Annotated in this window: 10 protein-coding genes; 4 read left to right on the top strand and 6 right to left on the bottom strand. The window is 70.3% G+C overall.

Annotated features, from left to right (window positions below):
• Positions 1–19 precede the first annotated feature (19 nt).
• The 4 genes from pstS to pstB all read left to right on the top strand — a co-directional run bounded on the left by pstS (position 20) and on the right by pstB (position 3973).
• Positions 20–1150: a phosphate ABC transporter substrate-binding protein PstS gene (gene pstS / locus AB0B33_RS34315; RefSeq protein ID WP_247016955.1), complete on the top strand. Its 1131-nt coding sequence runs from the start codon at positions 20–22 to the stop codon at positions 1148–1150.
• 198 nt (positions 1151–1348) lie between these two features.
• Positions 1349–2275, top strand: a complete 927-nt coding sequence (pstC, locus tag AB0B33_RS34320) for a phosphate ABC transporter permease subunit PstC (RefSeq protein ID WP_360779753.1) — start codon at positions 1349–1351, stop codon at positions 2273–2275.
• Positions 2272–3186, top strand: coding sequence for a phosphate ABC transporter permease PstA (pstA, locus tag AB0B33_RS34325; RefSeq protein ID WP_360779526.1), 915 nt, complete (start codon positions 2272–2274; stop codon positions 3184–3186). Before pstC ends, pstA begins: the two co-directional genes overlap by 4 nt.
• 10 nt (positions 3187–3196) lie before the next feature.
• Positions 3197–3973, top strand: coding sequence for a phosphate ABC transporter ATP-binding protein PstB (gene pstB / locus AB0B33_RS34330; RefSeq protein WP_247016960.1), 777 nt, complete (start codon positions 3197–3199; stop codon positions 3971–3973).
• Between the two features lie 143 nt (positions 3974–4116).
• Here the strand turns inward: pstB and phoU are convergent, their stop codons facing one another.
• The 6 genes from phoU to AB0B33_RS34360 all read right to left on the bottom strand — a co-directional run bounded on the left by phoU (position 4117) and on the right by AB0B33_RS34360 (position 13443).
• A complete protein-coding gene (gene phoU, locus AB0B33_RS34335) occupies positions 4117–4782 on the bottom strand; it encodes a phosphate signaling complex protein PhoU (RefSeq protein ID WP_247016962.1) in 666 nt (221 codons plus the stop codon).
• Positions 4783–4865: 83 nt separating this feature from the next.
• Positions 4866–6272 carry an LCP family protein gene (locus AB0B33_RS34340; RefSeq protein ID WP_360779756.1) on the bottom strand — a complete coding sequence of 469 codons (1407 nt, stop codon included), beginning with the start codon at positions 6270–6272 and terminating at the stop codon, positions 4866–4868.
• 1706 nt (positions 6273–7978) lie between these two features.
• Complete coding sequence (locus AB0B33_RS34345) at positions 7979–8653, bottom strand: GGDEF domain-containing protein (RefSeq protein ID WP_360779531.1); 675 nt, start codon at positions 8651–8653, stop codon at positions 7979–7981.
• A 120-nt stretch (positions 8654–8773) separates the two neighbouring features.
• Positions 8774–9337: an isopentenyl-diphosphate Delta-isomerase gene (gene idi, locus AB0B33_RS34350; protein ID WP_360779534.1), complete on the bottom strand. Its 564-nt coding sequence runs from the start codon at positions 9335–9337 to the stop codon at positions 8774–8776.
• A gap of 87 nt (positions 9338–9424) precedes the next feature.
• Entirely contained in the window at positions 9425–10258 is an 834-nt protein-coding gene (locus AB0B33_RS34355) for an alpha/beta hydrolase (protein ID WP_247016967.1), read from the bottom strand.
• A gap of 35 nt (positions 10259–10293) precedes the next feature.
• On the bottom strand, positions 10294–13443 hold the full coding sequence (locus tag AB0B33_RS34360; protein ID WP_360779537.1) for an NACHT domain-containing protein: 3150 nt from the start codon (positions 13441–13443) through the stop codon (positions 10294–10296).
• Between the last annotated feature and the right edge of the window lie 3 nt (positions 13444–13446).

The following is a 13446-nucleotide window of genomic DNA, read 5'->3' on the forward strand; positions in this document are numbered from 1 at the left end:
CCTGATGGAGGAAACAGCAGTGAAGATCATGCGGCCCCTGAGCGCGGTGGGCATCGTCGCGAGCGCCGCCCTCGTGCTCGCCGCCTGTGGTTCCGACCCCGCGGCGACCAACAGCGGCAGCTCGAACTCGGCTTCGGCGCCCGCTGCGACCGGCACCGCCGCCGTGGAGTGCGGTGGCAAGAGCCCGCTCTCCGCGGAAGGTTCGTCGGCGCAGAAGAACGCCATCGACATCTTCACGCAGCAGTACAGCAAGAAGTGCGCGGGCCAGCAGGTCAACTACAACCCGAGTGGCTCGGGCGCCGGCGTCAAGCAGTTCAACGCCAACCAGATCGACTTCGGCGGCTCGGACTCGCCGATCAAGGACGCCGACGCCGCGGCCGCCAAGGCCCGCTGCGCCAGCGACGCCTGGAACATCCCGCTGGTCGTCGGCCCGATCGCGGTCGCCTACAAGCTGTCCGGTGTGGACAAGCTGACGCTGACCCCGTCGGTGACCGCCAAGATCTTCAGCGGTGGCATCACCAAGTGGAACGACCCGGCCATCAAGGCGGTCAAGGGCAACGAGAGCCTGAACCTGCCGGACAAGGCCATCCAGGTCGTCTCCCGCGCCGACGAGTCGGGCACCACCGACAACTTCCAGAAGTACCTCGGCGCGGCCGCGAAGGCGGACTGGACCAAGGGCGCCGGCAAGAAGTTCAACGGTGGCGTCGGCAACGGTGCGCAGGGCTCCAACGGTGTCGCGACCGCGGTGAAGGCCTCCGACGGCGGCATCACCTACGTCGAGGGCGCGTTCGCCAAGGACGGCCTGACCCCGGCCCTCATCGACAGCGGCTCCGGCGGTGTCGAGCTCAACGCGGCGAACGTGGCGAAGTCACTGGACGCGGCGAAGTTCCTCAAGGACGGCTCGAACGACCTCGCGCTCGACCTCAACGGCATCTACGCCAGCAACACCGCGGGTGCCTACCCGCTGCTGCTGACGACCTACGAGATCGTCTGCTCGAAGTACGCGAACCCGGATGTCGCGAAGGCCGTCAAGGCGTTCCTGACGGTGGCCGCCACCGACGGTCAGCAGCCGCTGTCCGCCAAGGGCTACGTGCCGATCCCGCAGTCGCTGCAGACCAAGGTCCTGGCCGCCGTCAAGGCGATCTCCTGAACCGGCATTGCGACTGACATCCGAGTGATAGAGGCTGGTCAGAAGTAGCTGATGAGCGAGTCATCCTCGACGCGAACGCCCACCGGCGACCCCGGTGGGCGTTCGTCGTCCGCCACGACGCCCCCGGAGGTCCCGATTTCGGAGCAACCAGCCCCGCCGGCGGCGCCGCAGCCGCCCGCGGGCGAGAAAGCGAAGAAGGTGCGGCCCGGTGACCGCATCTTCCAGAACCTGACCACCGGGGCCGGGATCTTCGTCGTCGCCCTGATCGGCCTGATCGGGCTCTTCCTGCTCATCCAGGCGATCCCGGCGCTGCAGGCCAACAAGGCCAACTTCCTCACCAACCACGGCTGGTCGACCAGCGACCCGGCGAACATGTCGTTCGGCATCCTCGACCTGCTCGAGGTCACCGTGGCGACCTCGGTCGTGGCCCTGATCATCGCGATGCCGGTCTCCCTGGGCATCGCCCTGTTCCTGACCCAGTACGCGCCGAAGCGGCTCGCGCGGCCGTTCGCGTACGTCATCGACCTGCTCGCCGCCGTGCCGTCGATCATCTTCGGTCTCTGGGGCATCCTCGTCTTCGCCCCGGCGATCGAGCCGTTCTCCCAGTGGATCAACGACACGTTCTCGTGGTTCCCGCTGCTGGCCCCCGGCAACGTCGCGCCGAGCGTGCGCGGCACGATCTTCACCGCCGGCATCGTGCTGGCCGTGATGATCCTGCCGATCATCACCTCGCTCTCGCGTGAGGTCTTCGAGCGCACGCCCACCCCGCACATGGAGGGCGCGCTCGCGCTCGGTGCCACCCGCTGGGAGGTCATCCGCACCACGGTGCTCCCGTTCGGCAAGGCCGGGTACGTGGGCGCGTCCATGCTCGGCCTCGGCCGGGCACTGGGTGAGACGATCGCGCTGGCCGTGATCCTGCTGATCCCGCAGGGCAAGAACTTCGACTGGAGCCTCTTCGACGGCGGCGCCACCTTCGCCTCGAAGATCGCCGCCAACTACAGCGAGTTCAACAACGAGGTCTCGGCGGGCGCGTACATCGCGGCCGGCCTGGTGCTGTTCGTGCTCACCTTCCTGGTGAACTTCGCGGCCCGGTCCGTCATCGGCAAGAAGGGAGACCGAGCATGACCAGCACGCTCGAAGCCCCGGCCACGACCCCCGCGTTCCAGCAGGTCAGCCTGGCCCGCAAGGTCAAGAACGGCGTCGCGACCACGCTGGTCTGGCTGTCGTTCCTGATCGCCGTCGTCCCGCTGGTCTGGGTGCTGTACACGGTCATCGCGAACGGCATCAAGCGCATCCCGTACTCCAACTGGTGGTCGCAGGACCTGGGCAACTTCCTGTCCGACGAGGTCGGCGGCGGTGTGCTGCACGCCATCATCGGCAGCCTGCTGCAGGGTCTGGTCTGTGCGGTCATCGCGGTGCCGATCGGCATGCTCGTCGCGATCTACCTCGTCGAGTACGGCCGCGGCAAGCTCGCCAAGGCCACCACGTTCATGGTGGACATCCTCTCCGGTGTCCCCTCGATCGTCGCGGCGCTGTTCATCTACGCGCTCTGGATCACCACGTTCGGCCTGCCGCGCAGCGGTTTCGCCGTGTCGCTGGCCCTGGTGCTGCTGATGATCCCGGTGGTCGTCCGCTCGTCGGAAGAGATGCTGCGGATCGTCCCGGACGACCTGCGTGAGGCCTCCTACGCGCTGGGCGTGCCGAAGTGGAAGACGATCATGAAGATCGTGCTCCCGACGGCCATGTCCGGCATCGTCGGCGGCGTCATGATGGCGCTGGCCCGCGTGATGGGCGAGACGGCGCCGCTGCTGGTCCTGGTCGGCTACTCCGCCTACACGAACTGGGACATCTTCAGCGGCGAGCAGGCGGCGCTCCCGCTGCTGATGAACAACGAGCGCGTCACCAACTCGATGGATCCCGGCTCGGTCGGCTTCGACCGGATCTGGGGCGCCGCACTGACCCTGGTGATCATCATCGCGCTGATCAACCTCCTCGCCACCGTGTTCGCGCGCCTCGTCGCCCCGAAGAAGAAGTGAGCTGTTCCTGATGGCCAAACGACTCGATGTCAAGGACGTCGACATCTACTACGGCAAGTTCCACGCCGTGGACGGTGTCACCCTCTCCGTGCCACCGCGCAACGTCACCGCGTTCATCGGCCCGTCGGGCTGCGGCAAGTCGACGGTGCTGCGCACGCTCAACCGCATGCACGAAGTGATCCCCGGCGCCCGCGTCGACGGCCAGGTGCTGCTCGACGGCGAGGACATCTACGCGTCGGCGGTCGACCCGGTCCAGGTCCGCCGCACGATCGGCATGGTTTTCCAGCGCCCCAACCCGTTCCCGACGATGTCCATCAAGGACAACGTCGTCGCGGGCCTGAAACTCGGTGGCACCAAGGGCAAGAAGACCCTCGACGACATCGCCGAGCGCGCCCTGCGCGGCGCGAACCTCTGGAACGAGGTCAAGGACCGCCTCAACAAACCGGGCGGCGGCCTCTCGGGCGGTCAGCAGCAGCGGCTGTGCATCGCCCGCGCGATCGCGGTCCAGCCGGACGTCCTGCTGATGGACGAGCCGTGCTCGGCGCTGGACCCGATCTCGACGCTCGCGATCGAGGACCTGATCGGGGAGCTGAAGAAGGACTACACGATCGTCATCGTCACGCACAACATGCAGCAGGCAGCGCGGGTTTCCGACCAGACGGCGTTCTTCAACCTCGCCGGCGTCGGGCAGCCGGGCCGGCTGGTGGAGCTCAACGACACGGAGAAGATCTTCTCCAACCCGGACGAAAAGGCCACGGAGGATTACATTTCCGGCCGCTTCGGCTGAGTAGTCGTTGTCGGGGAAGGCCTTTCTCGCCGGTGCTCGGGGTCGGCGAGAAAGGCCTTTCTTTTGTCCAAAGTGGAGCAATGCGGTGTCTTCGCAAAAAAAGGCCCCCGGCGCCGGCCGGGGGCCTTTCTCGTTGGTGCGGCTCAGATGTCGTCGTCCGAGCCGTAGCCCGGCATCTTGCCGGTGACCACGAAGATCATCCGCTTCGCGACCGACACCGCGTGGTCGGCGTAGCGTTCGTAGAAGCGGCCCAGCAGCGTCACGTCGACCGCCGCGGCGACGCCGTGCGGCCACTCGCGGTCCATCAGGACCGTGAAGAGGTGGCGGTGGATGTCGTCGACCTGGTCGTCGTCGGACTCGAGCGTCTTCGCCGCTTCGACGTCCTTCGTCTTGATGACCTGCTCGGTCGAGCGGGCCAGCTTCACCGCGACCTCGCCCATCTCGGCGAAGTACGGGCGCACGGCGTCGGGCAGCACCGGGTCGGGGTGGCGGCGCCGCGCGGCCTTCGCCACGTGCAGCGCCAGATCGCCCATCCGCTCCAGGCTTTCTGCGGCGTGGATCGCCGCGAGGACGGTGCGCAGATCGGTCGCCACAGGCGCCTGCAGGGCCAGCAGGGCGTACGCCTGCTCTTCGCACTGGGCGCGTGCGTCGTCGACCTTGGCGTCGTCGCTGATCACCTGCTCGGCGAGACTGAGATCGACCTCCAGCAGTGCCCTCGTGGCCCGCTCCATGGCGTCGGCGACCTGGACCGACATGGCGGCCAGGTTGACGGCGAGCTGTTCGAGTTCGACATGGTAAGCCTCACGCATGGCCCAACCCTACGGCCAACCGTGACCAAACACCGCATCGCCGGGTGAACCGCACGTGAACCCGGTCTAACGATCCTCGCGGATCAGCCCGTGGTGCTGCTCTTCTTGCTCGTCGTGGTGCTCTTGGAGCTGCCCGTCTTCGACTTCGACGTGCTGGTCGGCGGAGCCTGCTCGCTCGGCGGGACCGGCGCGTTCGCGTCCGGCAGCGGGGTGTTGTTGCGCAGCGCGTCGAAGAGCGACTTCGTCTTGCTGCGGACGAGGACCTCGTTGCCGCGGCTGTTGGGCAGGCCGACCGTCGGCACGGTCAGGAAGGTGATCTTCGACGAGTCGAGGCCCTTCATCGACTGCGCCAGCGTCATCATCTGCTTGACGCCGAGGTTGTCGCCGAAGGTGGCCTTCGCGAAGGCGGTGATGAAGTCGCTGAGCTTGCCGGGGTCGAGCACGACGTCCGACGACATGACCTTCCGCAGCAGCGCGCCGATGAACTCCTGCTGCCGCTTGATCCGGCCGTAGTCCGACGTCGGGTCGCCCTTGACGTGCCGGGCGCGCACGAAGTTCAGCGCCTGGTCGCCCGAGATCGTCACGTCGCCGGTCTCCATCAGCACCTTGCCGAGGGTCGTGTCGTCGATCGGGGTCTCGTTGTGCACGGTGACGCCGTGCACGGCGTCGACCATCTCCTTGAAGCCGTTGAAGTCGATGCCGACGAAGTGGTTGATCCGCAGACCGGTGAGCTGCTGGATCACCTTGGTGGTGCAGGGCGGGCCGCCGACCGCGTAGGCGGTGTTCAGCTTCGCGATCTTCTGCTCGGGGACCTTCTCGTCGGTCGTCTTGCTCTGCGCGGGATCCCAGCGCTGGCACTCGGGCCGGTCGATCTCGAGGTCACGCGGGAAGGACGTGACCACGACCCGCTTCCGGTCCGCGGGGATGTGCGCCACCATCACGGTGTCGGAGCGCGCGCCCGGATTGCTGTCGGCGGTGCCGACGCCCTCCTCGGCGGAGGCGCCGTCCCGGGTGTCGGAGCCGACCATCAGGAAGTTCTCGTCGTTGGCCTGCGCGTCGGCGTCCTGGATGTCGGCGGAGTTCTCGTCGAGCGCGGAGACCTGGGTGAACTTTGCGTCGAAGTACGTCTGGGCGCCCCACGCACCCCCGATCCCGAGGAAGACGAGCCCGGCGACGACCGCGGCGGCGATCCGCCCGAACCGCACCGAGCGCTCGATCTTCCGGGCCTTCTTCTCCTGGAGCCGGGTCTGCGCGGCCTGTTCCTCGGAGACGGCTTCGTCTTCACCCTGCGGCGTGGTGGTGACCACCCGCTGAAGGGCGGTGCGGGTGCTCTCGAGGATCGAAGCGGGCGAGAGCCGCTCACGCCGCACCCGCCGCTTCTCTTCTTCGGCGTTCATCTCGTCGTGCGCGGCGGAGAACCGGGCGAGGGTGTGGTCGATCTTGCGGCGGTACTGGGTCGCCTCGTCGATCGCTTCCATCTCGTCGGTCATGGTGAGGGGATCGAGAGCGGACCGCGGAGGTACGGCGGAGATCCCGTTGGCCCCGTTGGCCGCCGGACGGCCGCCGGCTTCGGGCGCAGCGGTTTCGCGGGCAGCGGCGGGGCTGTCCGGGGTGGCGGCGGGCCGTGCGGCGGCGGGACGGCGAACCGCGGGCCCGTCGGGCGTGGCCGCGCGGCCGGTGTTCTCGTCGAGGGCCGGTGCCCGGCGAGGTGCCGGGCTGTCCGGGGTTCCGGGCGGGCCGACCGGCCGCGCGGTCGCCGGACGCCGCATCGCAGCGCTGTCGGGAGCACGGTGCGGCGCGGGCCCGTCGGGCGCGGCACCACGACGAGGCGCGGGTCCCTCGGCCGCACGCCGACCGGCGGGGCCATCGGCCGCCATCGGGCGACGGGGGCCTGAGTCTTCGGGCGCAGCCGCACGCCGGGCCGCGGGCCCGTCGTGGCGCAGAGCCGCGTCGTCGGGGCCGGCCGCGCGTCGGCCGTCGGCTGCGGGAGCGTGACGGGGAGCTGAGTCGTCGGGGGCGGCCGCGCGTCGGCCGGTGGGGCCGTCGGCTGCGGGAGCGTGGCGGGGGCCGGCGTCGTCGGGCGCGGCCGCGCGTCGGCCGGTGGGGCCGTCGGCTGCGGGAGCGTGCCGCGGACCTGAGTCGTCGGGGGCAACCGCGCGTCGGCCGTCGGCTGCGGGCGTGTGGCGCGTAGGTGCGTCTTCGGGGGCAGCCGAGCGTCGCGGCGCGGGGCTGTCAGCGGGGCTGCGTCGAGGCCCGGCGTCCTCGGGGCCGGCCGCGCGTCGGCCGATGGGGCCGTCGGCTGCGGGAGCGTGGCGGGGACCTGTGTCGTCGGGGGCGGCCGCGCGCCGACCGGGTCCGTCAGCTGCGGGCGTGTGGCGGGGACCGGCGTCGTCGGGTGCGGCCGCGCGCCGACCGGCTGATCCGTCAGCTGCGGGCGTGTGGCGCGTGGTTGCGTCCTCAGGGCCACGCCGATCCGCGGCCGGGCTGCGCCGAGCCGTGTCGTCGGGGGTCACCGCGCGGCGGCCGTCGAGGGCTCGTCGGGGGGCTCCGCCTTCGGCTGGCGGGGTCGCCTCCGCGCCCGGGCGTCGCGGGCGGCGAGGGGGCTGCGGAGCCGCCGACGTCTGCTGGGGGCCCGGGTTGGCCGCCGGGGGGCGGCGCTGGAGCGGCGCCTCGGGGGCCGGGGCCGCCGCTGCCGTGCGGCGGGGCTGGCGGGGGCGCGGGGGGCGGGGTTGACGATTCGCGTCCGTGGGTACTGGGTCTTCGGCGGGCGGCTGCGGTGCCCGCGCCCGGGACGGCGGCTCGGCCGCGCGGCGGCCCGGCTGGTCCGGCTCGCGGGGCGGCGTCGGCCGCACCCCGGTGGTCTTGGCCACGACGTCCGAGACGCTGATGCCGCCCTGGTCTTCCATCGACCTGCGTCTACCCGTCCGCGGCCGCGCCGGACCATCGGTGCGGCGACCGGTTCCCGGGCTGTCGTGCTCGTCCGGCACTCGGTCTCCTTCCGCACGATCTCGACTAGGACGTCCTCCCCCGCAGGAGGTGATCGTTCCTCCGGAGGTTTTCGTTATCGTACGGATACCCCCCGTTCGTGACGACACCCTCCCGGAAATTTCTTCACCTTGAGTCGACGAACGGGCGGTGGGCGTCGACAAACGGGTGAAGCCACTGATCGGCAATCCGGAGTAATGCGGTGTTTACGTTACTCAGAGTGGGTTATTAACTGCGTGCTTTGCGCGTCGTGATAGGCCACTTTGTTGCGGCCCGCGCGTTTCGCCGCATAAAGCAGGCGGTCGGCGCTGCGCAGCTGGCGTTCGGGTGACGACGGCGCGCCGGCCTCGTGCGCCAGTCCGGCGCTGATCGTCACGTGCAACCCGGGCTGGAGTTCTGACCAGGGGTGACGGGCGACGCGCACGCGGGCCGCGTCGACGATGCCGATCGCGTGCCCCGCGTCGACGCCGGGCAGCCAGAGCACGAACTCCTCGCCGCCGTAGCGGGCGCAGAAGCCGTCCGGCGGCAGTTCCTCCTGCAGCAGATCGGCCACCCGACGGAGGACGCGGTCGCCGACGAGGTGACCGTACGTGTCGTTCACGCGCTTGAAGCGGTCGAGATCGACGAGCGCAATACCGAGTGGGCGACGGTCGGTGAACGGTCCGTAGAGCCGCTCGTCGAGGTAACGGCGGTTGTAGCTCGACGTCAGGGCGTCGCGCAGGCTGCCGTCGCGGGCGATGTCCAGCGCGGACCGCAGGTGCTGGTAGGCCCGGCGCCAATCGCCTTGGGTCGCGAAGAGGCTCGCGACGGCTTCGTGCAGGCGGAGCAGGTCCGGCGGCCGTGGGCGGCCGGTCCGGCTCAGCGTGCCTTCGCCCTCGGCGACCATGCCCACCTCCACCACCCCTTGGTTGTCGTCGCGGCGGAGGCCACCCTTGAGGCGTCGGTGCGGACGAAGGTGAATTTCGCTCAAACGGGACAGTGCCGGTGACTCTGCGGAGTGGTCCGGTCAGAGGCTCGAGAACGGCTCGATGCTCTTGAGCTGGGCGAACTGATCTTTGGCCCAGTAACTCACATCCGCCGTGACGTCGTTCAGTAGCTCCGTGTAATCGCTCCAGGCAATCCAGCGCCAGTCGCCGACCTCGGCCGGGTTCGGCGCCGGCTCGTCGTCGGTCCACGCGGCGAACACCGGGCAGAACTCGTTCTCGACGATCCCCTGGAACGGCGGCGTCCGGTAGCGGTAGTTCGGCAGCACGCAGCGCAGCCCGGACAGCGAGGGCAGCCCGATCTCGTAACCCGCGCGCCGGCGGACGGCGTCTTCGAGGGACTCACCGGGTGCGGGGTGGCCGCAGACGCTGTTGGTCCAGACCCCCGGCCAGACCTTCTTGTCGAGCGCGCGCTGGGTGATCAGCAGGGCGTTGTCGCTTCGCCGCAGGACGTAGCACGAGAAGGCCAGGTGCAACCGGGTGTGCTCGTGGTGACTGGCCAGCTTCGGGCCGGTTTCGCCGGTGGGCACGCCGTCTTCGGTGACGAAGACGACCTGCTCGGTCTCGGGTTCGGTCGCGGTATCCACGCGCCCCAGTGAACACGAACGCGCCGAACCGGCCGTACCGCGAGGTGGGTGGGTTACCCGTGATCCGCCCGGCGGGGTGACGGGCGGTTACCGCGCGTGGAGGTGCTCGACGAGCAGCGTGGTGACGGCCTCCGGCGCCTCCTCCGGAACCCAGTGCGTGACGTCTTCGAGCATCTCGAACCGGTACGGCCCGGTGACCCAGTTCGCGGTGTCGAGCGCGGCGGTCGACCCGAAGGAGACGTCCTCGGTGCTCCAGACGTACAGAGTGGGCACGGCGATCTTCCCGATCTTCCCGCCCGGCCGCCCCGCCCGGTACCAGTTGAGCGCCGCGGTGAGCGCGCCCGGCTCGGACAGCCGCTGGACGTAGTCGTCGACCTTGGACGGCGCCACCCGCCGCTCGAACATGTCCCGCAGCGCCCGGCCGTCGTTCTCGAGCATCCGCCGCTCGGTGACGCGCGTCTGCCGCCACTCGGTCATGTACCGCGTCCGCAGGTGCTGGTCCTCATCGGTCTTCATGGCCTCGGCGAGAGCGGCGGGGTGCGGCGTGGAGATGACGGCGAGGCTCCGCAACCGATCGGGGTGCGCGTCGGCGGTCCACCACGCGACGGCGCCACCCCAGTCGTGCCCGACGAGGTCGAACCGCTCCCAGCCGAGCGCCTTCGTGATCGTGACGACGTCCTCGACGAGGTGGTCGATCGAGTACTCGGTCGCCTGCTCCGGCCGCACGCCGGGCGAGTAGCCCCGCTGGTCCGGCGCGACGGCCCGGAACCCGAGCACCCCGAGGGTGGCGACCTGGTGCTCCCACTCGACCGCGGCTTCGGGAAAGCCGTGCAGCAGCAACACGGGCCGCCCGTCTTCGGGTCCGGCGGCGATGGCGTCGAAGGTTCCGGCCTCGGTGGGGATGCTGATGTGGTCGATCACGGAGCCGAATCTACTTCGCCGGGATGAACCGGAGGTCAACGGTCCTGGAGCGGCAGCAGGGCGCAGTCCGCGCCCAGCCGGTCGAACCCGAGCACCTCGATGTGGTTGCCGGTCAGGACGTGCAGCCCGGTGCGCCCGGCCAGCGGGCGCAGGTCCAGCACGCCGGTACCCCGCACGGTCAGCCTTTCGAGGTGCCGGAGACCGGCCAGCGGCGCCAGGTCGAGCACGGTGGTCTCGGCGCGGATCCGGAGATCCCTCAGTTGCTCGAGTCCCGAAAGCAGCGAAGCGTCGGCCAGGTTCACGCCGGTGAGGTCGAGGAGCCGCAGTCCGGTCAGCCCCGCGATCGGCGCCGGTTCCAGGGCGCTGCAAGCGATCAGCCGCAGCCGCTGCAACCCGTCCGCCCAGCGCCCGAGCAGGCTCAGGTCTTCGAGAGCTTGGCAATCTTGGAAGCTGAGTGACACCGGCTCTTCGAGGAACGCCAGCGGAGTCAGATCGGTGAACCGGAACGCGTGGCTCAGCGAAAGCGAGGCCAGGCCGGTCAGCGGTGTCAGCTCGGCCAGCCGTCCGGGATCGTCGATCCAGCTCAGCTGCAGGTGCCGGAGATCCGGCAGCTCGGCCAGCGCGGCCCAGCCGTGGGTCTCGACGCGGGTCTCGAACGAAGTCAGCTGGCGCACCTGGGTGAGCGGTGCCAGGTCGAGCGAGCGTGGCAACGCCGGGCCGGTCAGGGCCAGCCGGGTCAGCCCGGTACCCGCCAGCGACGGCAGGTCGTACCCGGCGGTGTCCTCGACCTCGAGTGATTCCAGCCGGCGGAGGTCACGCACGAAGTCGAGCCGGCCGTACCCATCGCTGAACAAGCAGGTCAGCCGGACGAGCCGGCGCAGCCGGTCCAGGCCGGCCAGCATCCCGGGGTCGGTGACGGTGAGGAACCCGTCCAGCAGCGGGGAGTCGGCGAGCACGCGTTCCGCGAACTCGGCGGGGTCGAACTGCCCCCGCGCCGCGACCAGTTCCATCGCGACGACCGGATCCGGGTGAGATCCGTACCGGGCCAGCAGTTCGAGGGCCTGGGGTCCGCCGATCAGCGCCGCTGTGCGCACGGTCGCCGCCGCCGAGAGCGGCTTGTCGGGATCGCAGTCGCGCAGCAGGTCCAGCACGAACTCACCGGCCGACGCCAGCGCCGCCGCTTCGACGAACGACTTCGGCGGGATCAGGCTGCTGGCGCGGTCCTCGATCTCGTTGCGCAGCCGCTCGCTCATTTCCGGCGAGGTTTCCAGGCACGCCAACGCGACCAGGTCGAGCTTCAGCCGCTGCTTCTCATCCGCGGCCCAGTCGAGGATTCCCTCCAGCAGGACTTCGCGTTGCGCGGGATGAGCGTGACCCGCGGCCAGGACCACGACTTCGCGCCACTCGTCCAGGTGCGCGTTCGCGGTCAGGATGCCGATGTCGTCCTCTTCGACCGCGGCTTGGGCGGCGAGGTACTCCTGGAACGTGCGGTGCACGAAGTCGATCCGGCCCGGCACCGGTTCGCGCAGCACGCCGCCGCGGTCCAGGAGGTGGCGGAACACCGTGCGCGGGGTGACGTCGATCTGGCCCATCGAGCGGAGTTTCGCGGCGAGCCGGCGTTCGGTGTCGCCGGTCGTGGCGTCGGTGTGGCCGTTGCGGACCAGCCAGTACGCGAGGTGGCGGAGCAGCACCAGTTTTTCGGTCAGCGAAAGCCGGACGGTCGCTTCGATCCGCCGCTCGGCGTCGCGGCTGTCGAGGAGCATGCGCAGGGCGACGTCGTAGAGCTCCATGCGGTTGTCCGGCAGGTGCCCGCTGCCTTCGTGGTGCAGGGCGCACAAGAGTGCGCACAGCAACGGGTTCTCGGCGAGCCGGCGCAACGCGCTGCGGGTGCCGATGGCCGCGAGCAGGGTGTCGCGTTCGTCGTCGAGGGTTTCGCCGGGGAACGCCGAGTGCCAGCGGGTCACGAACGTGCGGACGTCGCGGCGGGTCATCGGCTGGAGGCGGACTTCGGTGAAACCCTCGCCGTGGAGCCAGGCGGAGGCCACCGCGGCCGGGCGGGTGGTCACCACGAAGCGGGCGCGCGGGAACGCCACCACGAGTTCGCGGAGCCAGTCGCGCACCTCGCGGCGGCGGTCGTCGGGGACCTCGTCGAGGCCGTCGACCAGCAGGACGCCCCGGCCCTCGCGCAGGTGCCGCTGTACCCAGCCGGCCGGCATTTCGTCGGCGATGTGCCTGCCGATCTCGTCGAGGAAGCGCTCCGGCGCCGGCAGCGGGGCGTGGCTGAAGCGCCGCAGCCGGAGGAGGAACGGCTCCAGGTCCTCCCAGCCGTCGACGTCTCGCAGGCGGCGGCTCGCGCACTGCACGGCCAGCCACTGCAGGAGCGTCGTCTTGCCGGAGCCCGCTTCGCCGCGCAGGAGGATCCGGGACGTCCGCGGCAGGACGTGCTCGATCCGGTCGCCGGCCGCGGCGTCGTCGTCGGAGGTGACGCTCAGGCTCAGGTAGGCGACCGAAAGCGGGTACAGCCGGGTCGCGTCGGTCAGGCCCGCGCCGTAGAGGGCCATGCGGTCGAGCGCCGTGACCACCTGGCGACGGAAGTCGGCCGCGAAGTCGTCCGGGTGACGGCGTTCGGGCAACGCCGCCAGGACGTTCCGGACCGCCTCCAGGATCTCCGTCTCGCGGCGGAGCACCGTCACCAGCGCGCCGGGCTGGAAGCGGGGCAGGGTGCTCGTCACCTGCACCAGGTACGCGCAGCACTCCCGAAGCACCCGCTTGTACAGCTCGGTTCCGTCGGCCGGGAGCAGCGTGGTGACGCCGGAGACGGTCCGGCGCAGGTAGCGGTAGAGGAACGCCGCGTCGAGGTCGGTCGCGAACAGGTCGTCGTCGGTCAGAGCGGCGCGGTCGAACGTCTCGCGCACGGCGTCCACCGCCGCGGCCCGCTCGTTTTCGGCCAGCGCGCGGAACTCGACGTCGACGAACGGCAGCAGCCGATCCGCGACGCGCGACTCCAGGTTGGTGAACAGCAGCCGGAGCTTGCGGCGGTCGTTGAGGCCGGTGACCTGCTTCTCCAGCAGGTCGAACACCTTCACGCTCGCGTCGGCGGCGATCGGGCGGTCGCCGAGCCAGATCTTCGCGGCGGCCTTGACCACCGCTGTCGTCAACGCGATCGCCGAGGCTTCGAGACTCACCGA

The sequence above is a fragment of the Amycolatopsis sp. NPDC049159 genome (genome assembly GCF_040648295.1).
Classification (GTDB): Bacteria; Actinomycetota; Actinomycetes; order Mycobacteriales; family Pseudonocardiaceae; genus Amycolatopsis; species Amycolatopsis pretoriensis_A.